The 24,990-nt window shown below is 70.1% G+C and carries 20 protein-coding genes; 12 read left to right on the top strand and 8 right to left on the bottom strand.

Annotation, left to right across the window (positions count from 1 at the left end; genetic code table 11):
* Positions 1 to 3: 3 nt before the first annotated feature.
* Both HGBR_RS13225 and HGBR_RS13220 read left to right on the top strand, forming a co-directional pair.
* Positions 4 to 1,200: an AI-2E family transporter gene (locus HGBR_RS13225; protein WP_019159825.1), complete on the top strand. Its 1,197-nt coding sequence runs from the start codon at positions 4 to 6 to the stop codon at positions 1,198 to 1,200.
* A gap of 22 nt (positions 1,201 to 1,222) precedes the next feature.
* A complete protein-coding gene (locus tag HGBR_RS13220) occupies positions 1,223 to 1,846 on the top strand; it encodes an L-threonylcarbamoyladenylate synthase (RefSeq protein ID WP_019159824.1) in 624 nt (207 codons plus the stop codon).
* A gap of 20 nt (positions 1,847 to 1,866) precedes the next feature.
* On the opposite strand, the gene HGBR_RS13215 is transcribed toward HGBR_RS13220, so the two are convergent.
* The 6 genes from HGBR_RS13215 to HGBR_RS13190 all read right to left on the bottom strand — a co-directional run bounded on the left by HGBR_RS13215 (position 1,867) and on the right by HGBR_RS13190 (position 8,163).
* Positions 1,867 to 2,574, bottom strand: coding sequence for an ABC transporter ATP-binding protein (locus HGBR_RS13215; protein ID WP_019159823.1), 708 nt, complete (start codon positions 2,572 to 2,574; stop codon positions 1,867 to 1,869).
* Positions 2,574 to 3,344, bottom strand: coding sequence for an ABC transporter ATP-binding protein (locus tag HGBR_RS13210; RefSeq protein WP_019159822.1), 771 nt, complete (start codon positions 3,342 to 3,344; stop codon positions 2,574 to 2,576). The genes HGBR_RS13215 and HGBR_RS13210 overlap by 1 nt, the downstream gene beginning before the upstream one ends.
* On the bottom strand, positions 3,344 to 4,399 hold the full coding sequence (locus HGBR_RS18010) for a branched-chain amino acid ABC transporter permease (RefSeq protein WP_019159821.1): 1,056 nt from the start codon (positions 4,397 to 4,399) through the stop codon (positions 3,344 to 3,346). Before HGBR_RS18010 ends, HGBR_RS13210 begins: the two co-directional genes overlap by 1 nt.
* Complete coding sequence (locus HGBR_RS13200; RefSeq protein ID WP_019159820.1) at positions 4,399 to 5,265, bottom strand: branched-chain amino acid ABC transporter permease; 867 nt, start codon at positions 5,263 to 5,265, stop codon at positions 4,399 to 4,401. The genes HGBR_RS18010 and HGBR_RS13200 overlap by 1 nt, the downstream gene beginning before the upstream one ends.
* Before the next feature lie 42 nt (positions 5,266 to 5,307).
* Positions 5,308 to 6,519 (bottom strand): ABC transporter substrate-binding protein, encoded by a 1,212-nt coding sequence (locus tag HGBR_RS13195; protein WP_019159819.1) that lies wholly within the window; start codon positions 6,517 to 6,519, stop codon positions 5,308 to 5,310.
* A gap of 108 nt (positions 6,520 to 6,627) precedes the next feature.
* Positions 6,628 to 8,163 (bottom strand): AMP-binding protein, encoded by a 1,536-nt coding sequence (locus HGBR_RS13190; RefSeq protein ID WP_019159818.1) that lies wholly within the window; start codon positions 8,161 to 8,163, stop codon positions 6,628 to 6,630.
* 186 nt (positions 8,164 to 8,349) lie between these two features.
* Here HGBR_RS13190 and HGBR_RS13180 point away from each other — a divergent pair, with 186 nt between their 5' ends.
* From HGBR_RS13180 to HGBR_RS18005, 9 genes are all read left to right on the top strand, one after another.
* On the top strand, positions 8,350 to 9,156 hold the full coding sequence (locus tag HGBR_RS13180; protein ID WP_019159816.1) for an SDR family oxidoreductase: 807 nt from the start codon (positions 8,350 to 8,352) through the stop codon (positions 9,154 to 9,156).
* A gap of 71 nt (positions 9,157 to 9,227) precedes the next feature.
* Positions 9,228 to 10,445, top strand: coding sequence for an acyl-CoA dehydrogenase family protein (locus HGBR_RS13175; protein WP_019159815.1), 1,218 nt, complete (start codon positions 9,228 to 9,230; stop codon positions 10,443 to 10,445).
* The gene (gene fabG, locus HGBR_RS13170) at positions 10,442 to 11,203 is read left to right on the top strand and encodes a 3-oxoacyl-ACP reductase FabG (protein ID WP_019159814.1); all 762 of its coding nucleotides are present in this window, start codon (positions 10,442 to 10,444) and stop codon (positions 11,201 to 11,203) included. Before HGBR_RS13175 ends, fabG begins: the two co-directional genes overlap by 4 nt.
* 9 nt (positions 11,204 to 11,212) lie before the next feature.
* Positions 11,213 to 12,424: an acyl-CoA dehydrogenase family protein gene (locus HGBR_RS13165; protein WP_019159813.1), complete on the top strand. Its 1,212-nt coding sequence runs from the start codon at positions 11,213 to 11,215 to the stop codon at positions 12,422 to 12,424.
* On the top strand, positions 12,421 to 13,611 hold the full coding sequence (locus tag HGBR_RS13160; RefSeq protein ID WP_019159812.1) for an acyl-CoA dehydrogenase family protein: 1,191 nt from the start codon (positions 12,421 to 12,423) through the stop codon (positions 13,609 to 13,611). The genes HGBR_RS13165 and HGBR_RS13160 overlap by 4 nt, the downstream gene beginning before the upstream one ends.
* A 33-nt stretch (positions 13,612 to 13,644) precedes the next feature.
* Entirely contained in the window at positions 13,645 to 14,844 is a 1,200-nt protein-coding gene (locus tag HGBR_RS13155) for an acetyl-CoA C-acyltransferase (protein ID WP_019159811.1), read from the top strand.
* A gap of 153 nt (positions 14,845 to 14,997) precedes the next feature.
* The gene (locus tag HGBR_RS13150; RefSeq protein WP_019159810.1) at positions 14,998 to 16,668 is read left to right on the top strand and encodes a class I adenylate-forming enzyme family protein; all 1,671 of its coding nucleotides are present in this window, start codon (positions 14,998 to 15,000) and stop codon (positions 16,666 to 16,668) included.
* Positions 16,669 to 16,752: 84 nt separating this feature from the next.
* The gene (locus HGBR_RS13145) at positions 16,753 to 18,069 is read left to right on the top strand and encodes an MATE family efflux transporter (RefSeq protein ID WP_019159809.1); all 1,317 of its coding nucleotides are present in this window, start codon (positions 16,753 to 16,755) and stop codon (positions 18,067 to 18,069) included.
* 49 nt (positions 18,070 to 18,118) lie between these two features.
* Complete coding sequence (locus HGBR_RS18005) at positions 18,119 to 18,607, top strand: GNAT family N-acetyltransferase (protein WP_083882892.1); 489 nt, start codon at positions 18,119 to 18,121, stop codon at positions 18,605 to 18,607.
* 37 nt (positions 18,608 to 18,644) lie between these two features.
* On the opposite strand, the gene HGBR_RS13135 is transcribed toward HGBR_RS18005, so the two are convergent.
* Both HGBR_RS13135 and HGBR_RS13130 read right to left on the bottom strand, forming a co-directional pair.
* A complete protein-coding gene (locus tag HGBR_RS13135) occupies positions 18,645 to 19,958 on the bottom strand; it encodes a M1 family metallopeptidase (RefSeq protein WP_019159807.1) in 1,314 nt (437 codons plus the stop codon).
* Positions 19,955 to 23,929 carry a Pls/PosA family non-ribosomal peptide synthetase gene (locus tag HGBR_RS13130; RefSeq protein WP_019159806.1) on the bottom strand — a complete coding sequence of 1,325 codons (3,975 nt, stop codon included), beginning with the start codon at positions 23,927 to 23,929 and terminating at the stop codon, positions 19,955 to 19,957. The genes HGBR_RS13135 and HGBR_RS13130 overlap by 4 nt, the downstream gene beginning before the upstream one ends.
* A gap of 197 nt (positions 23,930 to 24,126) precedes the next feature.
* Here HGBR_RS13130 and HGBR_RS18000 point away from each other — a divergent pair, with 197 nt between their 5' ends.
* Positions 24,127 to 24,957, top strand: coding sequence for an acyl-CoA thioesterase (locus HGBR_RS18000; RefSeq protein WP_019159805.1), 831 nt, complete (start codon positions 24,127 to 24,129; stop codon positions 24,955 to 24,957).
* The last annotated feature ends 33 nt before the right edge of the window (positions 24,958 to 24,990 follow it).

The raw sequence follows: 24,990 nt of genomic DNA, 5'->3' as shown, positions 1-24,990 counted from the left end.
CCGGTGAGCGCGGACGCGTCGCAGCCGACGGCACGTCCGGACCTCGCGGATGCGGCTCCGGCCGCGGGGACGGCGGAGTCGGGACCGACCGCGTGGGGGCTGCCCCGCTACGTGCTCGTGACGGTGGGGATCGCGGCGCTCGTCGTGACGATCGCCGTGTTCCGCGAGCTGCAGTCGATCGTCGCCCCGGTCTTCCTCGCGCTCAACCTCGTCATCATCGTCCACCCGCTGCAGGCGCACCTCATCCGGCTGCGGGTGCCACGCTTCGTCGCGGCGATGGTGACGGTGCTCGTGGTCCTGGCCCTGCTGGCCGCGTTCTTCGCGCTCACCGGCTGGTCGATCGCCCGCCTCGTCATCCTCCTGCCGTCGTACACGGAGAAGATGCTGCAGATCGTGCAGGACTCGGCGGAGTGGCTCGCGACGATGGGGCTCACGCCCGCGTTCCTCGAGGACCAGCTGGCGGCGATCGACGCGAACTCGGTCGCGGGCGCCGCCGGGGCGGTGTTCAGCAACGTGTCGACGGTTGTCGGGCTGCTCACCTCCGTCGTCATGGCGGTCTTCTTCGTCGCGATGGACTCGATGTCGATCGATCACCGTCTGCGCGCCACTGCCGCCGTCCGTCCCCGCTTCGCGCAGGCGCTCACCTCGTTCGCGCAGGGGGTGCGCCGCTACTGGGTCGTCGCGACGATCTTCGGACTCATCGTCGCGTTCCTGGACGTCATCGCGCTCGAGATCATCGGCGTCCCGCTCGCTCTCGTGTGGGGCGTGCTCGCGTTTCTCACGAACTACATCCCCAACGTGGGCTTCGTCATCGGCCTCGTGCCGCCGGCCCTGCTGGCGCTCGTCGACCAGGGATGGGTGGCGGCCCTCTGGGTCGTCATCGCCTACTCGGTGCTCAACTTCGTGATCCAGTCGATCATCCAGCCCAAGTTCACGGGGGAGTCGGTGGGGGTCACCCCGTTCATCAGCTTCCTGTCGCTGCTGTTCTGGTACTGGGTCCTGGGGGCTCTGGGCGCACTGCTGGCGCTGCCGGCGACGCTGCTGCTCAAGGCGTTCCTCGTCGATGCGGATCCGAAGGCGCGCTGGGTCAACAACCTCATCGCCTCGGACCTGCGGACCGGGGCCGGACTGCCGATCGGCAGGCGGTCCGCCGCGAGCGCGGTGCGCCGCCGGGAAGTGATCGTTCCGCTCGATCGGTGAGTCCAGCCACTACGATGGGGCCATGAGAGCGAAGATTCTGAGGATCCATCCGGTCGATCCGCAGCCGCGCCTGATCCGGCAGGCGGCGGAGGTCATCCGCACCGGCGGGCTCATCGCCTACCCGACTGACTCCTGCTATGCGCTGGGCTGCGCGCTGGAGAACAAGGAGGGGATCGAGCGGATCACCCGCATCCGGCAGCTGGACTCGAAGCACCACTTCACGCTCATGTGCCACGACTTCGCACAGCTGGGCCAGTTCGTCATCCTCGACAACCACGCGTTCCGGACGATCAAGTCGCTCATCCCGGGGCCGTACACCTTCATCATGAAGGCGACGAAGGAGGTGCCCAAGAAGATGATGCACCCCAAGAAGAACTCCGTGGGCGCCCGCATCCCGGAGAACCCCCTGTCGCTGTCGCTCGTCGAGGAGGTGGGGGAGCCGATCCTGTCGTCCACCCTGCTGCTGCCCGGTGACGACGATCCGCTCACGGACGCGGAGGACGTGGCGGCCGCGATCGGCAACGACGTCGACCTCATCATCGAGTCCGGCGTGCCCGGGGTCGTGCCCACGAGCGTCATCGACTTCACGGAGGGCGCCCCGGTCGTCCGTCGCGCGGGTGCGGGTGACGTGTCGCGCTTCGACTGAGCGCGACACGCCGCCCGCGGTCACATACCCAGGTACGCTTCCTGGACTCCCGCGTCCCGCAGCAGATCGTCGGCGGTGCCGGCCATCACGACGCGCCCTTCGGCCAGTACGTAGCCGCGGTGCGCGATGCGCAGGGCCTTCGCGGCGTTCTGTTCCGCGAGCAGCACGCCGATCCCAGCGCGGTTGATCTCGACCACGGCGTCGAGGACCTGTTGGACGACGAGAGGCGCCAGTCCCATCGACGGCTCGTCTAGGATCAGGAGCTGCGGGTCCGCCGTGAGCGCACGACCGATCGCCACCATCTGCTGCTGGCCGCCGGACAGGGAACCCGCAGGGTCATGGCGCTTCTCGCGCAGGATCGGGAAGAGCTCGTAGACCTGTTCCAGCAGTGCTTTCTGTCGGGCGCGGTTCCTCCTGCGGGTGTACCCGCCCAACACCAGGTTCTTCTCGACCGACATCTTGGCGAACAGATGACGGCCCTCGGGACTGTGCGCCACACCCGAGCGCACGATCGCGTTCGCAGGACGGCGCGTGAGTGCGCTGCCGTCGAACTCGATCGTGCCGGCCGACGGGCGGATGAGACCGCTGATCGTACGGAACATCGTCGTCTTGCCGGACCCGTTCGCCCCCAGGATGACGGTGATTTCGCCCGACCGCGCCTCGATGTCGACGGAATGGAGCACATTGATGGAGTCGTATCCTGCACTGAGACCTGAGACTGAGAGCATCAGTCCTCCTCCTCGTCGTCGGCACCGAGGTACGCCTCGATGACCTTCGGATCCCGCTTGATCTCGTCCGGTGTGCCGAAGGCGATCGTCTGCCCGTGGTCCAGCACGAGGATCCGATCCGCGAGGCTCATGATCATCGACATCTTGTGCTCGACGAGGCAGACGGTGATGCCCCGCGCCGCCGTGCGGCGGATGAGCTCACCGAAGCGGGTCGTCTCCTCTTCGGTGATGCCGCCTGCCGGTTCATCGAGCAGCAGGAGCTCGGGCTCGGTCGCAAGTGCGATCGCGAGGGCGACACGCTTCTGCACTTCCTGCGGCACCTCGCCCGCCAGCTCGTCCGCGAAGTCCGCGATACCGGTGAACTCCAGTGCTTCGCGCGCTTTGTCGAGGTTGAGTCTCTCTTCCCGGCGGAAGCCGGGCGTCTGCAGGACAGCGCCGAACACGGTGGAGCGCGACCGGACGATCCGGCCGGACAGAACGTTGTCTAGGACTGTGGAATCCTCGAAGAGGTGCGTCGTCTGGAACGTGCGGGCGATACCTTCGCGCACGGTCCTGTACGGCTTCTTCGCGGTGATGTCCTGCCCCTTGAAGACGACCGATCCCGAGGTGGGGCGGTAGAAGCCGGACAGGAGGTTGAAGAAGGTCGACTTGCCTGCACCGTTCGGACCGATGATCGCGGTGATCTCACCCTCGGCGACGTCGAGGTCGACGTCTTTGACGGCGTTGAGTCCGCCAAACTGCTTGCCGAGGCCACGGACTTCCAGCAGCATCACGATGCTCCTCTCGTGTCGGACGGGGAGGAACCGGCGGGCTCCTCTGGTGAGGGACCGCGGTCCTGGACTGAGGGAGCCGATGTCCCCGACCGTCGTGCCCGTGCCCTGCGACGGCGGGCGACGAAGGCGTTGAGGTAGCCGACGATGCCGCGCGGGGCGAAGATGACGAGCGCGATGATGACGGGTCCCAGAACGATGAAGCGGTAGGACTGGAAGTCCTGCATCGTCTCGAACAGGAATGTCACGACGAATGACCCGACGATCGGTCCCATGACGGTGCCCAGTCCTCCGACAAGGATGAACATGAGCAGCTCGAACGTGAGGTTCACGCTTGCGGAGGTGGGTCCTACGAAGCCCTGCACAGTCGCGAAGAGTCCGCCTGCGATGCCGGCGAAGGTGGTCGACGCGGCGAAAGCCAGCTGCTTGTTGAGCCCGACGTTGACGCCGATCGAGTTCGCGAGGTCCTCCGAGGTCCTGATCGCGATGAGCGTGCGCCCCACCCCGGACCGCCGGATCGCGTGCGTGATGTAGGCCGCCGCCGCCAGGAAGAGGAGGACCAGGAAGTACATCACTATCGGGTTCTCGAAGTCGACGATGCCGAAACCCTCGGGGAATGGGATCCCCGAGATCCCGTTCATCCCGTTGGTGACGGACTCCCACCGGCTCAGCACCAGGTAGATGATGAAGCCCACCGCCATGGTGAAGATCGCGAAGTACTCCTCCCGGGTCCGCAGCGCAACGACTCCGCAGAGGAACCCCAGGACGGCAGTCGTGACGATCGCGGCGGCGAAAGCGGCCCAGAAGGGCCACTCCTGCTTCGTCGTCAGGAGGCCGACCATGTAGATGCCGATCCCGAAGAAGCCGCCGTGCGCCAGGGAGAGCTGACCGGTCAGTCCGAGGATGATGTTGAAGCCGTACACGGCGATCGCGTAGGTCGCGGCCATCGTGAGGAGCCGGAGGACGTAGTCCTGGCCTGCCAGAGCGAACGGTGCGACCACCAGCAGCAGCGCGACCACCGCGATGCCGAGGTGCTGGATGGTGAACTTGCTCATCATCGCTGCACCGCCTTCGCGAAGAGTCCCGTGGGACGGATGGCCAGGACGAGGACGAGCACCACGAAGGCGATCGCCTCACCCACCGCTGACGAGACGTACGTGGATGTCATGACCTCGGCCATCGCGAGGAGGAATCCGCCCGCGATGGCCCCGGGGATCGACCCCAGGCCGCCGAGGATGATGATGGCGAAGATCTTGAGGTCGAGGGCTGCCCCCATAGTGGGGGAGAGGAGGTTGATCGGCGCGACGAGGCCGGCGGCGATCGTCGCGAGCGCCGCGGCCAGGGCGAATGTCAGCATCGAGACGGTGTTCGGGCTGATGCCCGCCAGTGAGGCGCCGGTGCGGTCCTGCTCGACGGCCTCGATCGTCTGCCCGTGGATCGACCGCTTGATGAACCACGCCAGAAGCGAGAGCACGATGACCGCCGTCACGATGATGATGATGCGCTGCCATGAGATCTGAGCACCGGCGATCGATACGGACTCGGAGAAGGGTGAGTCCATCCGGCGGAAGTCCGCCCCCCAGATCACCTGGGCGAGTGCCTGGAAGAAGAACATTGCGCCGACCGCGGCGATCATGTGGTGCGTGTGCGGGGAGTTCCGGAGGGGATGGAAGACCACCCTCTCGAGGAGCACCCCGACGATCGCGAGGACGATCGCGGCCATACCGATCGCCGCGATGTAGGGCACACCGATCGCGGTGAGGAAGAAGTAGGTCATGTACGCGCCCAGCATGTACAGGGAGCCGTGCGCCAGGTTGGGGATCCGCAGCACGCCGAACACGAGCGTCAGCCCGATCGCAGCGAGACAGTAGACGCCGCCCAGCGCCAGCCCGTTGAAGAGCTGTTGGATGAAGAGGGTCATGTCCGTCCTGATTCGTGGAGGAGCAGTGGTGCTGCTGCGCGGTCAGTCCTCTGCGTTCTCGATCGCGATGAACTCGTAGTCGCCGTCGTCGTTGCGGTACGCGATCTGGAGGTCCTCGTTCTGCAGGTGCCCCGCGTCCGTGATTGTCGTGGGGAATCCGGAGACGCGGAAACGGTCGTCGACCTCTCCCATCGCATCGCCCAGGGCTCCGCGGATCGCCTCGGGGTCCTCGACGGTCCCGGCGACCTCCATCGCCTTCACGACGAGCGCGACGGACTGGTAGTGCAGCGAGACCTCGACGGTGGCCGGGCGCTCGCCGTCGACCAGTTCCTCGTAGGCGGCGACGAGGTCTGCGGTGCCTGGATCCTCATACTCCTTGACGGGCATGACGCCGACCGAGTCGTTGAGGTTCTCCGGGTCGGTGAAGAGCTCCATCTCCTCGAACTTCGCCTGGTCCATGATGAGGAACGAACCCTCGTAGCCCTGGTTCCGCGCCTCCTCGATGATGAGAGCGGTGGGCTGAGACGGTCCGCCCAGGAAGATGACGTCCGGATCCTCCGACAGGGTCTGCGACACCGGGCCGGCGAAGTCCGTGACGGTCGAGTAGTCGATGCTGTTGTCCGTCAGCACCTCACCGCCTTGTGCCTCCCACTCCTCGGTCACGAGCCCGGTCCAGGAATGTCCGTACTCGCTGGCTGTGCCCAGCAGGCCCAGCTTCTCGACCCCGTCCGTCTTCACCTGCTCGATGAACGGCTGCCCGTAGCTCTTGAAGCTGGGCGGGATCATCATCGACAGCGGGTTCCCCGTCGCGAGGATCGCGGGGTCGGAGCTGTAGGCGCCCAGCAGGAACGAGCTGCGTCCGGAGTTGAGCTCCTGCGCCGCCTGGATACCGCCGGAGTGGGGGACGAAGATGACGGCAGCGTCGTCCTGCTCCGCGAGCCGCTGTGCGTTAGTCGCCGCCGTGTTGGGCTGGTACATATCGTCGAGGGCGGCGAGCTCGACGGTGTACTCACCGCCCTCGACGGTGACACCCTGCTCGTTGAGGGCGTCGACCGCCATCTGCATGCCGTCCTGGATGTTCGTCCCGTAGGCGGCGGCGCCGCCGCTCAGGGGGCCCGAGTAGCCGATCGTGATCGTGCCGCCGCCTCCTCCGGCTTCTCCACCCCCGCCGCAACCGGCGAGTGCGACCAGTGCGCCTGTGGTCACCGCCGCGGCCAGTGCACGGGCGGTCCGAGAGGTGAATGAGGGTCCCATGGCATTTCTCCTTTGAATCGACTTCAACTTCGAAATAAAGCTAGCAGACCTCTGACCGTTGTCAACGGTCGATTCCTTTGGGAGTCCGACACTCCGACACGCCGCCGCTCAGGTGCGGGGGAGTGCGATCGCGCGCTTGAGGATCTTCCCCGACGGGCCCTTGGGCAGCTCCTCGACGAACTCGACGATGCGGGGGATCTTGTAGGCGGCCAGCTTCTCGCGCGTCACCCGCTCGACCTCCGCGGCATCGAGATCGGAATCCGGCGTCCGCGCGATGACTGCGGTGACCTGCTGGCCGTACGTGTCGTCCGGGGTGCCGATGACCGCCGCCTCCCGGACGCCCGGGATCTCGTAGAGGACCTCCTCGACCTCGCGCGGGTACACGTTGTACCCGCCGTGGAGGATGAGGTCCTTCATCCGGTCGATGATGAAGAGGTAGCCGTCCTCGTCGACCCGACCGATGTCTCCGGTGCGGAACCAGCCGTCCGCATCCAGCACCTCGGCGGTCGCCTCCGGACGGTTCCAGTAGCCGGCCATGACGGCGGGACCGCGGAGGCAGATCTCCCCGTCGACGCCGGCGTCCACCTCGCGGCCGTCCAGGTCGACGACCCGCACCTCCATCCGCGGGACTGGGCAGCCGACGCTGCCCACCTTCCGCACGCCCACGATCGGGTTGAACGTGCCGACGGCGCTGGTCTCCGTGAGCCCGTACCCCTCGACGACGGGAGCGCCGAACCGCTCCTCGAAGCTGCGCAGCACCTGGCCGGAGATCGCAGCACCGCCGGAGCTGACGGCCCGCAGCGACGGCGCCTCGTCCCCGGAGGCGACCGCGGCCTCGGCGAGCACCGACATCCACATGGTCGGGACGCCGGAGATGATCGAGATCCGGTCCTCCGTGAGGGCGGCGAGGAACGCGGACGGGTCCCACCGGGGGAACAGCGTGATCGGCACGCCCGCGGTGAGTGCGGAGAGGGTGACGGTCACGAGGCCGAAGACATGGAACAGCGGCAGTCCCGTCGCCCAGCGGTCCCCGTCCTGCACATCGATCATCTCGCGGACGATCTCGACCGTCGCCAGCAGGTTCGACACCGTCAGCATCGCGCCCTTGGGCCGGCCCGTCGTGCCCGAGGTGTAGAGCAGCACCGCCAGATCGTCGCCCGCACGCGGCGTCGACTCGAACGCGACGGCGCCGTCCTGCGGCCGGATCTCAGGGCCGTCCGGTGCGACCGTCCCGATGAGGTGGAGAGGCAGTCCCGCCGCCTCCGCCGACGCCCGGCCCGCATCCGCGCGCGCCGGATGCGCGACGACCATCCGCGCTCCCGAATCCTCCAGGAGGTAGTCGATCTCCCGCGTCGTCGACAGCGGGTTGACCGCGACGACGACCAGTCCGGCCGCCTGCGCGCCGAAGAACTCCGTCATGAACTCCGGGCACGTGGGGGATATGAGGACGATCCGGTCGCCGGGCTCCATGCCGGCCGCCCGGAACCGGTCCCGCACTTGCGCGATCTCTCCCAGCAGCCGCGCCCACGTGAGGATCCGCCGGTCCTCGCCCGGAGGCGTGAGGAGGGCGGGCTCGTCCGGACGCGCGGCGACCCACGGCAGGAGGATCGACGGGAGGGAGAGCGCGGTGGACTGCTGGACCATGATGCTCCTTCGGATCATGCGGGTGCGGCCGGGGCCGGGGCGGCCCGACGGCCGGGCCTCGACGCCGGGGATCGCCCTTCGGCAGTGAACGAACGATCGGCAACCACTTGAAATCGAGGTCATCCTCAACTATAGATAGGGGTAAGCCAGCTCACAAGGCGGTGGGCGGTGGGGAAGGAGTCCCGAATGGATGTGAATGGCCGGACCGCAGTGGTGACCGGAGCGGCAGGCGGCATCGGCGCCGCCCTCGCCGCAGAACTCGTCGACCGCGGGGCCCGCGTGCTCCTGGCCGATCTCGACCCCGCCGTCGCGCAGACCGCCGCCGGCCTGGGACAGGCCCACTGGACCGGCGACGTCTCCTCGAACGAGGGCGTCGACTCACTGCTGACCCAGGCGCGGCAGCAGCTGGGCGGCATCGACCTCTACTTCGCGAACGCGGGGATCGGCGGCGCCTCCGGCCTGGGGGACGACGGGGACTGGGACACGATCATCGATGTGAACCTGCGCGCGCACATCCGCGCCGCGCAGCGGCTCATCCCCGACTGGACGGACAGGGGAGAGGGGTACTTCGTCGCGACGGCCTCGGCGGCGGGCCTGCTGACACAGATCGGGTCCGCGGGCTACGCGGTCACGAAGCACGCGGCACTGGCCTTCGCGGAGTGGCTGTCGGTCACCTACGGCGACGACGGGGTCCGCGTGTCCGTCCTGGCGCCCATGGGCGTCAACACGAAGATCCTCTGGGGCGACGGGACCGCACCCAAGACCGGCGACGCGCTCGCCGCGCAGAAGGCCGTGTCGGAGGCCGGCTCCGTGCTGGAGCCGGACGCGGTCGCCACGATGGTGCTGGACGCCGTCGACCGCGAGGAGTTCCTCATCCTGCCCCACCCCGAAGTGCTCGACATGTACCGCATGAAGGGCTCCGACTACGACCGCTGGCTGGGCGGGATGCGCCGCTACCAGGCGAAGCTGCGCGCATCCGCGCCGGCGGACTGATCCACCGGACTGCCCACCCCAGACGAACCACCGGCGCACGGATGCGCCACCACGACAGAAGGGAAGCCGACATGCTGGAGACGACGAAGAGGGGCGAGGAGTACAGGCAGAAGCTCCTCGCATTCATGGACGAGAAGATCTACCCCGCCGAGGCCGTCTACGAGGAGCAGATGGCGGCGGCGGACACCCCGCACCACCAGCCCCAGATCATCGAGGACCTCAAGGTCGAGGCGCGCGAGCGCGGCCTGTGGAACCTCTTCCAGCCGCACAAGGAGTGGGGCCCCGGCCTCACGAACTTCGAGTACGCGCACCTCGCGGAGATCATGGGCCGCTCGATCGAGTTCGCGCCGGAGACGATGAACTGCAACGCGCCGGACACGGGCAACATGGAGGTGCTCACCCTCTTCGGCACGGACGAGCACAAGGAGAAGTGGCTCAAGCCGCTGCTGGACGGCGAGATCCGCTCCGGTTTCGCGATGACCGAGCCCGCCGTCGCTTCGTCGGACGCGACGAACATCGAGATGCTCATGAAGAAGGACGGCGACGAGTACATCCTCGACGGCCGCAAGTGGTTCACCTCGAACGCCCTGCACCCCAACTGCAAGGTGCTCATCGTCATGGGCAAGACGGACCCCAACGCGGAGACGCACCGCCAGCAGTCGATGATGGTCGTCCCGATCGACGCGCCCGGCGTCACCGTCGAGCGCAACCTGTCCGTCTTCGGCTACAACGACCGCGAGGGCCACGCGGAGGTCACGTTCGACCAGGTCCGCGTCCCCGCGAAGGACGTGCTCAAGGGCGAGGGCGAGGGCTTCGCGATCAGCCAGGCTCGTCTGGGCCCCGGCCGGATCCACCACTGCATGCGTTCGATCGGCGTCGCCGAGCGCGCGCTGGAGCTCATGGTCAAGCGCGCGGAGTCGCGGGTCACCTTCGGCCAGAAGATCTCCGAGCGCGCGAACATCCAGGACTGGATCGCGGAATCCCGCATGGAGATCGACCAGGCCCGCCTGCTCACGCTCCACGCCGCGGACATGATGGACAAGCACGGCAACAAGGTCGCGAAGAACGTGATCGCCCAGATCAAGGTCGTCGCCCCCACGATGGCGCTCAAGGTCCTGGACCGCGCCATCCAGGTCCACGGCGGCGGCGGTGTCACGCAGGACTTCCCGCTGGCAGGATGGTGGGCAGGGCTCCGGACGCTGCGTCTGGCGGACGGCCCGGACGAGGTGCACAAGCGCGCCATCGCCCGCAACGAGATCAAGAAGTACAGGAAGGACACCGCACGATGAGCCAGACCCCCACCCGCACCGCGATCGTCACCGGAGGAGCCCGGGGCATCGGCGCCGCGATCGCCGAACGCCTCGCCTCCGACGGCATGAAGGTCGCCGTCATCGACCTGCGCGAGGAGGACACCGCGGACGTCGTGGGCCGCATCCGTGCGGCGGGCGGCGAAGCCCTGGGCATCGGCGCGAACGTGGCCGACGAGCAGCAGGTCGCCGCGGCCGTCCAGCGCGTCGCGGACGAGCTGGGCGCTCCCACCGTCCTCGTGAACAACGCGGGCATCATCCGCGACAACATGCTGTTCAAGATGACGCAGGACGACTTCGACACCGTCCTGGGCGTCCACCTGACCGGCAACTTCCTCATGACCCGCGCGGTGCAGGGACACATGGTCGAGCAGAAGTTCGGCCGCGTCATCTCCCTGTCCTCGACGTCCGCGCTGGGCAACCGCGGGCAGACGAACTACTCCGCGGCGAAGGCCGGCATCCAGGGCATGACGAAGACCTACGCGATCGAGCTGGGCAAGTTCGGCGTGACCGCGAATGCGATCGCCCCGGGCTTCATCGAGACGGACATGACGAAGGCGACCGCCGAGCGGGTGGGCATCGACTTCGAGGACTTCGTCAAGGGCGCCGTCGCGCAGATCCCGGTCGCGCGCTCCGGCAAGCCGGAGGACATCGCGCACACCGCATCGTTCCTCGCCAGCGAGGGTGCGGGCTTCGTGTCCGGACAGGTCATCTACGTCGCCGGCGGACCGAAGGCGTGAGGACGGACGATGACTGAGCAGGACGGTGTCCTGTCGCAGACGGAGCGGACCGCGGGCGCGGAGGCGATCGACGCCGCCGTGTCCGCGGCCGCGGCCGCCGCGGTGGGGATCAGCGATGACACACAGGTGTGGGACATCCTCTTCGACCACGGCCTCGCCTGGGTCGACTTCCCCCGCGATTGCGGCGGCCTCGAGGTGCCCTCGAGCCTGCGCGGCTACGCGCGGGAGCAGGTGGCGTCCGCGGGGCTCTCGCAGCCGGACCCCGGCCGCAACTCGATCGGCTTCGGCATGGCCGCACCCACGATCGTCGTCTACGGCACGGACGAGCAGAAGGGACTGCTGCGGGACATCTTCACGCTGCGCCGCATCTTCTGCCAGCTGTTCTCGGAGCCCGGCGCGGGCTCCGATCTGGCGGCGGTCGCGACCCGCGCTGTGCGCGACGGCGACGAGTGGACGGTGTCCGGCCAGAAGGTGTGGACCTCCGGTGCGCAGAACGCGGACATCGCGATCCTCGTCGCGCGCACAGACGTCGACGTCCCCAAGCACAAGGGCCTCACCTACTTCCTCATCGACATGAAGCAGCCGGGGGTCGAGACCCGCGGGCTGCGCCAGATCACCGGTGAGGCGGAGTTCAACGAGGTGTTCCTGGACGGCGCGGTCGTCCCCGACTCCCGCCGTCTGGGCGCGGAGGGCGAGGGCTGGCGCGTCGCGAACACGACACTCAACAGCGAGCGCGTCTCGATCGGCGGCGGCATGCCCCGTGAGGGCGGGATGATCGGTGTCGTCGCGGACGCGTGGCGGACGGCGACCCACCACCGCAGCCCCGTCCTGCGGGACGAGCTCCTGGGCCACTGGGTCGACGCCGAGGTGCTGCGCGTCACCGGGCAGCAGCTGGGTCAGAAGCTGGCGGCTGGTCGCCCCGGTCCGGAGGGATCCGGGTCGAAGGTCACCTTCGCGCGCACCGCGCAGGCGCTGTCCGACCTGGACATCCGCATGCGCGGCATCGACGGCCTGCGCTACGACTCGTGGGAGAACCGCAGGCCCACCGACTACTCGATGACCGGTCGGAACCCCGTCTACCGCTACCTGCGGGCGAAGGGCAATTCGATCGAGGGCGGGACGACGGAGGTGCTCCTCAACGTCATCGCCGAACGCGTGCTGGGGCTGCCCGGCGAGCACCGCACGGACAAGGACGTTCCCTTCAAGGAGATGCCCCGATGAGCGACATCGACCTCCTCCAGTCGGACATCGACGAGGATCTGCGCAGCAGCGTGCGCGCGCTGCTGGCCGACCGCGCACCCGCGCACGAGGTGGCCCGCGTCTACGACGATCCGCACTTCGACCTGCAGGCCGTCGACGACGGTGTCTTCGACGAGCTCGAGCTCGCGGGCCTCGTCATCCCGGAGGCGGACGGCGGGGACGGCGCCGGCCTGTCCGCCGCGGGCACCGTCGCGGGCGAGCTGGGGCGCGCGGCGGCACCGTCGCTGTTCCTCAGCTCCGCCGTCATCGCCTCGCGCGTCGTCTTCCGCGCCGCCGCGGCGGAGCGGCGGACCGGCGCGGACGGCCCCGCCCACAAGCTCCTGCGCCGCCTGGCGGCGGAGGAGACGACCGCGGTCCTCGCGATCGACCTGACGGCCAGCAAGTGGACGGGCTCGCTCCACGTGTCCGCCAACCCGGCGGGTCCCACCGTCGCGGACGATCCGCTGGAGCCCGGCCGCACGGTCGAGCTCATCGGCATCGTCCACGGTGTCGCGGACGCCCACCGCAGCGACCTGCTCATCGTCCCGGCGCGGACGGTGGGCGGTGCCCTCGTCATCGCCGTCGCGAACGCCTCCGACGCGCAGATCGCGACGTTCCCCTCGCTGGACGAGACCCGGCGCCTGTCCGAGGTGAAGCTGGCCGGCATCCGCGGCCGCGTCATCGCGGTGGGCGACGGCGCGCAGCGCGCTCTCGAGCGGGCCCTGCTGGACTCGTTGGCCGTCCTGGCCTGCGAGCAGTCCGGCATCGTCGACGCGGCGTTCGACCTGGCGCTCGACTACGTGAAGGAGCGTCGCCAGTTCGGCCGCACGATCGGCTCGTTCCAGGCGATCAAGCATCGTCTGGCGGAGGCGTGGATCGTCGGCAACCAGCTGCGCGCGGCCGCGCTGTCCGCGGTCCGCTCCGTCGATGCGGCGGACGCGGGGACGCTCAGCCGGACCGACGCGGCGATCGCCGTGCGGACGGCCAGTGCGTATGCGAAGGCTCACACCTCCCGTATTGTGGAGGAGGTTCTGCAGTTCCACGGCGGGAACGGCATGACCTGGGAGTTCCCCGTCCATCTGCTGCTCAAGCGGGCCAAGCTCGACGAGGTCGCAGCCGGCAGAGCGGACGCCCAGCGCGATGAGCTGGGCCGCCTCATCGACATCTGACATCCACCGCCACCAGCCACCAGAAGGAGAACCATGACTCAGGCAGTCATCGTGTCCACCGCCCGCACGCCCATCGGCAAGGCGTACCGCGGCGCGTTCAACAACACCCAGTCGCAGGAGCTGGCGGGGCACGCGATCCGCCACGCGGTCGAGCGCTCCGGCGTCGACCCTGCGGAGATCGAGGACGTCGTCCTGGGCGCCGCGGTGCAGCAGGGCGCGCAGGGCGGCAACGTCGCCCGCCAGGCCGCGATGCGCGCGGGCCTGCCCACCTCCGTCGCCGGCATGTCGATCGACCGCCAGTGCGCCTCCGGCCTCATGGCGATCGCGACGGCCGCGAAGCAGATCGTCCACGACGGCATGCGCGTCGCCGTGGGCGGCGGCGTCGAGTCGATCTCGCTCGTCCAGAACGACAAGGCGAACAACTTCCGGGCGAAGGATCCGTGGCTGGTCGAGCACCTGCCGGAGCTGTACCTGCCGATGCTCCACACCGCCGAGGTCGTGGCTGAGCGCTACGGCGTCTCCCGCGAGGCGCAGGACGCGTACGCACTGAGCTCCCAGCAGCGCACCGCCGCCGCGCAGGAGGCCGGCCGCTTCGATCAGGAGATCGTGCCGCTCACGTCGACGAAGATCGTCGTCGACAAGGAGACCGGTGAGTCCAGCGAGGTCGAGGTCACCCTCGAGAAGGACGAGGGCAACCGTCCCTCCACGACGCTCGAGAGCCTGCAGGGACTCAACCCGGTTCTCGATCCTGGCGTCGCCTCGAAGGTCCCGACGATCACGGCGGGCAACGCCTCGCAGCTCTCCGACGGTGCCTCGGCCTCGGTCCTCATGAGCGCGGAGGAGGCGGAGAAGCGGGGACTGCAGCCGCTGGGCATCTACAAGGGCATCGCCGTCGCCGGCAATGCTCCCGAGGAGATGGGCATCGGCCCGATCTACGCGATCCCGCGCCTGCTGGAGCGCCACGGCCTCACGATCGACGACATCGGACTCTGGGAGCTCAACGAGGCGTTCGCGGTGCAGGCGCTGTACTGCCGCGATCACCTGGGCATCGATCCGGAGGTCTACAACGTCGACGGCGGCGGCATCTCCGTGGGCCACCCCTACGGCATGACCGGCGCCCGCCTCGTGGGCCACGCGCTCATCGAGGGCAAGCGCCGCGGTGCCAAGCACGTCGTCGTGACGATGTGCGTGGGCGGCGGCATGGGTGCGGCCGGCCTCTTCGAAGTAGTCTGAGACACATCACACCGACACGGTGCCGGGGTCGCGTCGCGGCCCCGGCACCGCCCGTCAGATGAGGGAGGACCCCGGGTCCTCCACCGGTGCGGCGACGAGGCCGCACGGAGCACACGAGGGGCATCAGAGACGATGCCCGGAACGGAGCGCACGATGAGCTGGTTCGACGATCGTCCCTGGCTGAAGACACTCGATCTGCCCGCGGAGGAGGCCGTTCCCCTCGAAGCCTCCACCCCGCTGCGCGATCTGGCCGCGACCGTGGCGGCCTCGCCGGACGTCGCAGCCTGGAATCACTACGGAGCCTCGGCCACCTATGCGGAGTTCGACCGCCAGTCCACCGCCTTCGCCGCCTATCTCGTGGAGTCCGGGATCCAGCCCGGTGACGCGGTGGGCGTGTACGCGCAGAACTCCCCGCACTTCCTCATCGCCACGTACGGCATCTGGAAGGCCGGCGCCGTCATCGTCCCCCTCAACCCCATGTACCAGGACGAGCTCACGCACGTCTTCACGGATGCGAACGTCAAGGCGGTCATCGTCCAGCACGCCCTCTTCCTCATGCGGGTGAAGGACTACGTCGCAGACATCCCGCTGGTCGTGCAGATCGGCGACCTGGACTGGGCGGAGAACGGGCCCGAGGCCGTGTTCGGCCCGTACCGCGACCTGCCGGAGATCCCCCTGCCGGACCTCAAGACGGTCATGGAGGAGCGCCTCGACACGGACTTCGTCCCGCTCGACATGCAGCCGGAGGATCCGGCCCTCATCGGCTACACGTCCGGCACCTCCGGCCGGGCCAAGGGTGCCGTGCACGCGCACGCGAACATCTCGTCGAACTCCCGGATGGCGGCCCGGAACGCGGGCCTGCCCCCGGGCTCCGGCATCGTGTCGCTGGCGCCGCTGTTCCACATCACCGGTTTCATCTGCCAGATGATCGCGAGCGTGGCCAACGGCGGCACCCTGGTGCTCAATCACCGCTTCGACCCCACGTCGTTCCTTGAGCTGCTCAAGCGCGAGCGCCCCGCGTTCATGGCGGGACCCGCGACGGTCTACACCGCGATGATGGCGAGCCCGGCCTTCGATGCGGACGCGTTCAGCTCCTTCCACTCGATCATGTCCGGCGGCGCGCCGCTGCCGGAGGGCCTCGTCAAGCGCTTCGAGGAGAAGACCGGGCACTACGTGGGACAGGGGTACGGGCTCACCGAGACCGCGGCGCAGGCGGTGACGGTGCCCCACGGCATGCGGGCTCCGGTCGATCCGGAGTCCGGCAACCTGTCGACGGGACTGCCGCAGCGCGATGCGATGGTCCGGATCCTCGACGACGCCGGGAACCCGCTGGGCCCGCGCGAGGTGGGTGAGGTCGCGATCGCCGGACCCATGGTCGCCCAGCAGTACCTCAACAACCAGAAGGCGACGGAGGAGGCGCTGCCCGGCGGTGAGCTGCGCACCGGCGACGTGGGCTTCATGGACGAGGACGGCTGGCTCTTCATCGTCGACCGCAAGAAGGACATGATCAACGCGTCCGGCTTCAAGGTGTGGCCGCGCGAGGTCGAGGACGTCCTCTACACGCACCCGGCCGTCCGCGAGGGCGCCGTCGTGGGTGTGCCGGACGAGTACCGCGGCGAGACCGTCGTGGCACAGGTGAGCCTCCAGCCGGGTGCGGAGGCGAGCCCGCAGGACATCATCGACCACTGCAAGCAGCACCTGGCCAGCTACAAGGCGCCGGTCGAGGTGACGATCGTCGAGGAGCTGCCCAAGACCAGCTCCGGGAAGATCCTGCGCCGCACGGTCCGCGACGAAGCGACGCAGGCGCGCACCGCCACCGCCTGACGCGTCCGGCGGATCATCGGCCGCGGGGCCGTGCAGGGGGAGCCACCCTCCGCACGGCCCCGCGGCCGTCATAGGATGTCCGGGATGAGATCCGTCGATCGTGAGATCCTGCGCCTGGCCGTGCCGGCACTGGGCGCCCTCATCGCAGAGCCGCTGTTCCTGCTGGCGGACACCGCGATGGTCGGCCACCTGGGGCCGCAGTCGCTGGGCGGCCTCGCGATCGCCTCGACCATCATCCAGACGGTCCTGGGCCTCATGATCTTCCTCGCCTACGCGACGACGCCGCGCGTCGCGAAGCGGATGGGCAGCGGGGACATCCGCGGTGCGGTGAGCGCCGGCTTCGACGGCATGTGGCTCTCCCTCGTCGTGTCCGCGGTGCTGCTGGTGGGCGGGCTGCCGCTGCTGGGTCCCGCCGTCCGCGCCTTCGGCCCCACCGCCGAGGTCGAGTCCGCCGCACTGACCTACCTCGCCCTCTCGTGGTGGGGGCTGCCGGCGATGCTGCTCGTCATCGCCGCGACCGGACTCATGCGCGGACTGCAGGACACCCGCACCCCGCTGTGGGTCGCCGGTGGCGGCTTCGGCGCGAACATCGTCCTCAACGCGGTCTTCATCTACGGACTGGGCTGGGGAATCGCCGGCTCGGCACTGGGGACCGTCCTCGCCCAGGCGGGCATGGCCGTCGTCCTGGTCGTCATCGCGTTCCGCGCGGCCCGGCGGTACGGGGCGAGCCTGCGCCCGCACGGGGCCGGTGTCTGGGCCTCGGCCGCGACGTCCGGGTGGCTGCTGGTGCGCAGCGCGGCCCTGCGTGCGGCCATCATCCTCCTGATCCTCCAAGCGACGGCGCTGGGGACGACGCAGTTGGCGGCGGTGCAGGTGGCGCAGACCCTCTTCTTCGCCCTGGCCCTGGCGCTGGACGCCCTGGCGATCGCGGGGCAGGCGCTCATAGCCCTGCGCCTGGGGGCGGAGGACGTGCCCGGGGTCCAGCGCATCACCGGCCGCCTGGTGCGATGGGGACTGGGCTTCGGCGCCGTGTGCGCGGTGCTCATCGCGGCAGGGTCCCCGTGGATCCCGGCCGTCTTCACGCAGGACCCCGCGGTCGCGGACCTGCTCACCTCTCTGCTGCTGGTCTTCGCGGTGAGCCTGCCGCTGGCCGGTGTCGTCTTCGTGCTGGACGGCGTGCTCATGGGGGCGGAGGACGCGCGCTACCTGGCGCTCGCACAGGTCGTATCACTCGCGGTCTACGCGGGGCTCCTGCTGGTCTCGATGCGGTTCTGGCCGCACACGCTCACGGCCTGGGCGGCCTTCGCCGTGGGCTTCCTGGGCGCCCGGGGTGTGACCCTGGCACTGCGCGCGCGGGGGCGTCGGTGGATCGACCGCGCACTGGCCCGGGGCATCCGCTGACACGGGCCGGGTGCTGGTCCCGCGCCGGGTCATCGGACAGAATGGCGCTATGAGACTCGTGCCCGTTCCCGATGATGCGACGGCGGAGGAGACGCTCCGCCCGTTCCTCGCGAAGTCCGTCAACTGGTCGATCGACTCGCCGCCCCTGTCGGACGAGCAGATCGCAGCCGATGAGGTCCTGGCAGGCTACCTCGACGGGTGGGGGCGCGAGGGCGACACGGGCGTCGTCATCCTGGACGAGACGGACCGTCCCGTGGGCGGCGCGTGGGTGCGTCTGCCGCGCGAGGACTGGCGCGGTGAGGGATGGGCCGGGGATCAGATCCCGGAGCTGCGGATCGCCGTCGATCCGGACGAGCAGGGCAAGGGCTACGGCACGCACCTGGTGCGCGCCGTGCTGGACCTCCTGCGGCTGTCCGGCCGCGGCTCCGTGAGCCTCGCCGTCCACCAGCTCAACACGGCTGGGGAGTTCTTCGCGCAGAACGGCTTCGTCATCGCCGGCCGCAACGGCGACGCGGACGTGCTGCTGCGCAGCATCTGACTCCGTCCGCCGCCCGCGTCGCCGCCCCGCATGGGCGTCAGGCCACGGGCGGGCGCTGCGGCAAAGTGGGCAGCTGTGCGTCGAACAGCCAGGGCCCCAGCACCGCGCGCGCCTCGATGCCGGTCATCTCGTCGACCAGGTCCAGGAAGGCGTCCGTGTCGCCGTGGCCGTGCTTGTTCCGCCAGCACCACTCGCGGCACACGCTCCGGAACGTCGTGTCGCCCACGGTGCGCCGCAGCGTCTCGACGGCCAGGGCACCGCGCTTGTAGAGCCGGTCGTCGAACATGTCCGGTCCGCCCGGGTCCGCGAGGACCAGATCCTGCGGCAGTTCGGCCAGCATCGCTTGCGTCTCGTCGGCCCAGTCGGCGGCCGACTTCGAGCCCTTCTGCTCCGACCACAGCCACTCCGCGTAGCAGGCGAAGCCCTCGTTGAGCCACAGGTCCTTCCATCTCCGGATCGAGACGGAGTTCCCGAACCACTGGTGGGACAGTTCATGGGCGATCAGCCGCTCCGATTCCCATGTGGGCCGCAGGTGGTTGACGCCCAGGATGGAGAACGGCTGCGACTCCAGCGGGATGTCCAGGGTCTCCGCCGTCACGACGACGCCGTACGCGTCGAAGGGGTAGGGGCCGAACCAGTCCTGGAACGCCTCGAGCATCGCGTGCTGCTTCTTCAACGACAGCGCGGCCGGCCCCCATCCCAGGCGGGGAGCGGCCAGCCACTGGGGCACCTCGCCGTCGCCGGGCAGATCCGACAGCTTGAAGCGACCGATCTGGACGCTCGCCACGTACGGGGCCAGCGGGACGTCGGAGACCCACTCCCACCGCGTCCCGCGGGACGCGCGCGTCGTGGAGGCCAGCCGACCGTTGGCGATGACGGTGTAATCCGCATCGGTGAGGACGGAGATGCGGTAGGTCGCCTTGTGCGCCGGATGGTCGTTGACCGGGTACCAGGTGGCGGAGCCATTGGGCTGGCCGGCGACCAGCGATCCGTCATTCAGCTCCTCCCAGCCCACATCGCCCCACGCACCCATCCGGGGAGCGGGGGTGCCGGAATAGCGGACCTCGACCGTGAGCCGGTCGCCCGCGGCCTGCTGCGCCGGCAGGGTCACGAGCAGACGGCCGGCACGCTGCCGGTACCGGGCGCGCTGCCCCTCGACCCGCACCCGGTCGACTCCCAGACCCACCAGGTCCAGCGTGAGCGCGCGCAGGTCCTCGAGGACCCGCACGGTCAGGGTCGCGGTGCCGGCCAGACGATTGGGGCCCAGGCGGTAGTCGAGGTCGAGGTCGTAGTGCTCGACGGTGAAGTCGGCGCTGCCCGACTGGGGTGTGTAGGGGTCGAACACGGTCATCGACTCAAGGCCTCCTCGGGCAGTGCGGGTGCATCGATCCAGGGTACGACCGGGTTGCCCATGAAGTACGCGTGGGCCGGCACGGACTCGCCGCGCATGACGAGGCTCGCCGGCCCCACGGTCGCGGCGTCGCCCAGGTGGGCCGCCGGCAGGATGACGCTGTTGGGGCCCAGGGTGGCGCCGGCGTCGAGCGTGACGGTGTCGAGGCTCATGACGCGGTCGTGGAAGAGGTGCGTCTGGACGACGCAGCCGCGGTTGACGGTCGAATTGTCGTCCAGGCGCACCAGGTCGGCCTCCGGCAGCCAGTAGGTCTCGCACCACACGCCGTGACCGATCCGGGAGCCCAGCGCGCGCAGGTACCAGACGAGGGCGGGGGTCCCAACGGCGGTGCGCGCGAACCACGGGGCGGCGACGAGCTCGACGAACGTGTCCGCCAGCTCGCTGCGCCAGATGAACGAGGACCACAGGGGGTGCTCGCCCTCCGTGACCCGGCCGATGCAGATCCACTTCGCGGCCACGGCGATCCCGGCCGCCACGGCGCCGGCGAGCATCATGACGACACCGGAGACGGCGAGCATGCCCAGTGCGCCGGCCAGCGGTGTCGAGAGGGAGGCGAAGGCGATGTGGAGCCCCACGAGGGAGCCGATGACGCCGGTGACGACGAGTGCGCCGGCCACGACGGACAGCAGACGCAGCGTTTCCCAGAACCCGCGCAGGCGGCGCAGGCGGGCGCTGGGACGGTACGTGAGCTCCGCGTCGGCCTCGACCTCCGACCGGCGCAGCTCGACCGGCGGCGAGCCGATCCAGCTGGTGCCCTTCTTCGCCTTGCCGGGTGCGGCGGACAGCACCGCGACGAGTGCGTTCTTGGGCACGCGCCGACCGGCGGCCGCCATGCCGGAGTTGCCCAGGAAAGCGCGCTTGCCCACCTTCGCCCGGCCGATCCGCATCCAGCCGCTGCGCAGCTCGTAGCTGGCGACCATCGTGTCGTCGGCCAAGAAGGCCCCGTCTGCGATCGTCGTCATGGACGGGACCAGCAGGACCGTCGACACCTCGACGTCCTTACCCACCTTCGCGCCCAGCAGGCGCAGCCACACGGGGGTGAGCATGCCGGCGTACAGGGGGAACAGCAGGTCCCGGGCCATGTCCATGATCCGCTCCGTCGCCCACACGCGGTAGCCCGCGAACGACCGGACGGGGACGGTGCCCTCGCGCAGGCCGATCGCCAGGGTGCGCACGGAGACGACGATGAGCGCGGCGACGGTCGCGAACCAGGTGAGGCCCAGGACGGGGGACCAGGCCAGCAGCGTGAGCGGGCTGACGATCGCCTGCGGACCGGACACCGCCACCAGCAGGGCGAGACCGGGGACCGAGGCGACCAGGGGGATCGCCGCGTGCAGCAGCGAGCCGATCGCGTAGAGCAGGAACGGCGTCCGCCTGCGGCGGGCCGGGGGATCGGGGACGACGTTCCCGGCGCGGCGGACGCGGGTGGCCGGGGACCCGGAGTACACCTGTCCCTTGCGCACGCGCCCGTTGACGGCGGAGCCGGGCTCGACGACGGCCCGGGCCCCCACGTGCGCGCCCGGCAGCAGCGTCGAGCGGGCGCCCACGACCGCGTACTTGCCCACCCGCATGCGGCCGATGTGGACGAGGTCGCCGTCCACCCACCAGCCCTTGAGGTCGACCTCGGGTTCGATCGCGGCACCCGTGTCGAGGGTCAGCATGCCGGTGACCGGCGGGATCGAGTGCAGGTCGACGTCGCGGCCCACCGAGTTGCCCAGCAGACGCGCGTACCACGTCACCCACGGGGCGGAGGCGACGGACACCGCCGAGGCCAGGTCCGCCACGTGCTCCGCCAGCCACAGGCGCAGATGGACGGAGCCGGACCGGGGGTACGTGCCCGGCCGCACCCCGGACAGCAGGAGGCGGGCGACGCCGGCGGAGATGAGCATGCGGCCCCACGGGGTCACGAAGACGGCGACGAGAGCGAGGATCAGCCACCAGCTGACCGTCGGCACGTCCGCGCCGGCGGCACCGGCGACGTTGACGAGGACGAGGGCCAGGACGACCCAGCGCATCGCGGCCAGCACGTGGACGGGGATGCCCAGCAGGGTCTGCAGCGTCTGCATCGAGTAGCGGGTGCGGGTGATCGTGCGGCGCGGCCGCGCGGGGGCCGCCTCGTCCGTGTCCGAGGCGAGCGCGACGAGCGCACCGAAGCGGGGGGCCGCGTACACGTCGCCCACCGTGACGGACGGGTGCTGCGCGCGCAGGCGGGAGATGAGCTGCGCGGCCGCCAGCGAACCGCCGCCGGAGTCGAAGAAGTCGGCGTCCATCGTGGGGTAGGAGCCCAGAACCGCCTGCCACTGGTCCGCGAACCAGTGCGCGTGCGCGGGCAGGTCGTCCGCGCTGCCGGACTCCGTCTCCTCGCCCGGCAGCGGCCACGGCAGGGCGTTCCGGTCGACCTTGCCCGAGGTCTTGGTCGGCAGATCGTCGACGAGGACGAGGCGGGGGACCAGGGCCGGGGGCAGGGACTCCCGCAGGATCTCCGTCCAGGACTCGCGCCGGTCGGTGCCCGCGGCCTCGGGAGCGAGGTAGCCGATGAGCAGCTGCATCCCGCCGGCGGTCTCCTTGACGGCGGCGGCACCGCCGGCGACGCCGGGCAGGGACTGGAGGGCGGCGTCGATCTCGCCCAGCTCGATGCGGCGCCCGCCCAGCTTCACCTGCTCGTCCGCGCGGCCCACGAAGACGAGGCCCGCGCGGTCCATGACGACGAGGTCGCCGGAGCGGTAGGCGCGCTCCCAGCCCAGGGTGGGCATGGGCGCGTACTTCTCCGCGTCCTTCGCCGGGTCCAGGTAGCGGGCCAGGCCCACGCCGCCGATGATGAGCTCACCGGTCCGCCCGTCCTCGACGGGGATCCCGGTGGCGGGGTCGACGACGGCCATGTCCCAGCCGTCCAGCGGCAGGCCGATCCGCACGGGGTCCGTGCCGTCCAGGGGTGCGGCGCACGTGACGACGGTGGCCTCGGTGGGGCCGTACGTGTTCCACACCTCCCGGTCGTCGTCCAGGAGGCGGGCGGCCAGCTCCGGCGGGCACGCCTCGCCGCCGAAGATGAGGAGGCGGACGTTTTCCAGGGTCTCCGCCGGCCACAGGGACGCGAGCGTGGGGACGGTCGAGACGACGGTGATCCCGCGCCCGGCCAGCCACGGGCCCAGATCCATGCCGGACTTCACGAGCGAGCGGGGGGCGGGGACGAGGCACGCGCCGGACCGCCACGCCAGCCACATCTCCTCGCAGCTCGCGTCGAAGGCGACGGACAGGCCGGCCAGGACGCGGTCGCCCGGGCCCAGGCGCTCGCCCTGGCAGAAGATGCGGGCCTCCGCGTCGACGAACGCGGCCGCGGAGCGGTGGGAGACCGCGACGCCCTTGGGCTTGCCGGTCGAGCCGGAGGTGAAGATGATCCACGCATCGTCCTCGAGGCCCGGCGCCCGCAGCTCCGGCTGCTGGTCCGCGGTGCGGGAGTGGCGGACCTCCAGCGCGAAGCCGTCCGTCACGACCGCCTGGACGTCGGCCTCCTCGAAGACGGTGCGGGCGCGCTCGTCCGGGTCGTCGACGTCGACGGGGACGTACGCCGCACCTACCATGAGGACGCCCAGGATCGCGGTGTAGAGGTCCGTGGAGCCGGAGGAGACGCGCACGCCCACCCGGTCGCCGGGACCCACGCCCGCGCGCGCCAGGGCGAGCGCACGGTCGCGGATGACGTCGAGGACCTCGCGATAGCGCAGCACGACGGTGCCGTCGTCGATCGCGGGCGCCTCCGGATGCGCGGTCGCGGTGGCGATGAGGAGGTCGATGAGGGTGCGCGGGGGAGCGGCGAGGTCGCGGGAGGCGAACTGCGGTGGGTGCACGGCGCCGTTCGGGGCCGTGAGCGACCCGGCGGTCTGCGCGGGCGGGCGACGTGAGGGTTCGTCAGTCACGGATCGGCATCTCCTGCTGGTGAGGTGGACGGGGTGATGATAGCCGCGCTCCGTGAACACGGGATGGCGGCGGCGCACCCGGCAGGCGTCGTGTCGCCCGTGGATGTGCGGGATGTCACGGGGGATCGCTACGATCGGTGACCGGGGCCACGCGTCCCGTCCCCGACCGCTCGACACCACCCCGTCCCGGAGGCAACATGTCCCACCCTCTCGACGCCCTCACGACCTTCGCGGAGCCGCAGGACCCGTCCGCGACCCAGGCGGCTGACAGCAGGGGACCCCGCGCCGTCACCACCCGCACGCACCCGGCGTGGGCGAACATGGTGGGGCCCTACGGCGGGGCGACGGCCGCGCAGGCGCTGGGCGCCGTCACGGGCGACCCGCGCGCGCAGGGTCGGCCCGCCGCCCTCACCCTCAACTTCGTCGCACCGGTGGCCGACGGAGAGATGTCGATCGTCGTCGACCCCGTGCGGACGAACCGCACGAACCAGCACTGGACGGTGCGGATCGAGCAGGAGGCGGGCGTCGTCCTGACCGGCACCGCACTCCTCGCGACGCCGCGGGACACGTTCTCGGAGACTGAGGTGCTGCCGCCGGAGGTGCCCCGCCCGGAGGACCTGGAGCCCACCTCGATGGCCGCCGCCGGTCTTCCGTGGATGGACAACTACGAGTTCCGCCTGCTGCAGGGTCGACCGGACCGACCCGGGGACTCGTCGGAGACCGTCATGTGGCTGGCCCAGGCCCAGCCGCGTCCGTGGGACCACCTGTCGCTGGCCGCGGCCTCGGACGCGTTCTTCCCCCGGATCTTCGCCCGCACCGGGCGGATGTCCCCGGCCGGCACGATCACATACACGGCGTACTTCCACGCTGGCCCGCAGGAGCTGGCGCAGCAGGGCGAGCACCTGCTGTGCCGGGCGCGGGCCTCGCGGTTCCACAAGGGACTCTTCGACCAGGTGGGTCACGTGTGGGGCGAGGACGGCCGCCTGCTCGTCACGACGACGCAGCTCGTCTACTTCAAGGGCGTCTGAGGCGCCCGCGGGCGCTGATCCGGCGGACCCGCT

This window comes from Brevibacterium senegalense (genome assembly GCF_000285835.1).
Lineage (GTDB): Bacteria > Actinomycetota > Actinomycetes > Actinomycetales > Brevibacteriaceae > Brevibacterium > Brevibacterium senegalense.
Note: the sequence above shows the minus strand (reverse complement) of the source record. Positions and strands in the feature narration are given on the sequence as shown.

Excerpts from the sequence above, each read along its gene's own strand:
- HGBR_RS18010 (WP_019159821.1), bottom strand. The coding sequence starts at position 4,399 with ATGAGCAAGTTCACCATCCAGCACCTCGGCATCGCGGTGGTCGCGCTG.
- HGBR_RS13190 (WP_019159818.1), bottom strand. The coding sequence starts at position 8,163 with ATGGTCCAGCAGTCCACCGCGCTCTCCCTCCCGTCGATCCTCCTGCCG.
- HGBR_RS13195 (WP_019159819.1), bottom strand. The coding sequence starts at position 6,519 with ATGGGACCCTCATTCACCTCTCGGACCGCCCGTGCACTGGCCGCGGCG.
- HGBR_RS13175 (WP_019159815.1), top strand. The coding sequence starts at position 9,228 with ATGCTGGAGACGACGAAGAGGGGCGAGGAGTACAGGCAGAAGCTCCTC.
- HGBR_RS13155 (WP_019159811.1), top strand. The coding sequence starts at position 13,645 with ATGACTCAGGCAGTCATCGTGTCCACCGCCCGCACGCCCATCGGCAAG.
- HGBR_RS13160 (WP_019159812.1), top strand. The coding sequence starts at position 12,421 with ATGAGCGACATCGACCTCCTCCAGTCGGACATCGACGAGGATCTGCGC.
- HGBR_RS13220 (WP_019159824.1), top strand. The coding sequence starts at position 1,223 with ATGAGAGCGAAGATTCTGAGGATCCATCCGGTCGATCCGCAGCCGCGC.
- HGBR_RS13215 (WP_019159823.1), bottom strand. The coding sequence starts at position 2,574 with ATGCTCTCAGTCTCAGGTCTCAGTGCAGGATACGACTCCATCAATGTG.
- fabG (WP_019159814.1), top strand. The coding sequence starts at position 10,442 with ATGAGCCAGACCCCCACCCGCACCGCGATCGTCACCGGAGGAGCCCGG.
- HGBR_RS18000 (WP_019159805.1), top strand. The coding sequence starts at position 24,127 with ATGTCCCACCCTCTCGACGCCCTCACGACCTTCGCGGAGCCGCAGGAC.
- HGBR_RS18005 (WP_083882892.1), top strand. The coding sequence starts at position 18,119 with ATGAGACTCGTGCCCGTTCCCGATGATGCGACGGCGGAGGAGACGCTC.
- HGBR_RS13200 (WP_019159820.1), bottom strand. The coding sequence starts at position 5,265 with ATGACCCTCTTCATCCAACAGCTCTTCAACGGGCTGGCGCTGGGCGGC.
- HGBR_RS13165 (WP_019159813.1), top strand. The coding sequence starts at position 11,213 with ATGACTGAGCAGGACGGTGTCCTGTCGCAGACGGAGCGGACCGCGGGC.
- HGBR_RS13210 (WP_019159822.1), bottom strand. The coding sequence starts at position 3,344 with ATGCTGCTGGAAGTCCGTGGCCTCGGCAAGCAGTTTGGCGGACTCAAC.
- HGBR_RS13150 (WP_019159810.1), top strand. The coding sequence starts at position 14,998 with ATGAGCTGGTTCGACGATCGTCCCTGGCTGAAGACACTCGATCTGCCC.
- HGBR_RS13135 (WP_019159807.1), bottom strand. The coding sequence starts at position 19,958 with ATGACCGTGTTCGACCCCTACACACCCCAGTCGGGCAGCGCCGACTTC.
- HGBR_RS13180 (WP_019159816.1), top strand. The coding sequence starts at position 8,350 with ATGGATGTGAATGGCCGGACCGCAGTGGTGACCGGAGCGGCAGGCGGC.
- HGBR_RS13145 (WP_019159809.1), top strand. The coding sequence starts at position 16,753 with ATGAGATCCGTCGATCGTGAGATCCTGCGCCTGGCCGTGCCGGCACTG.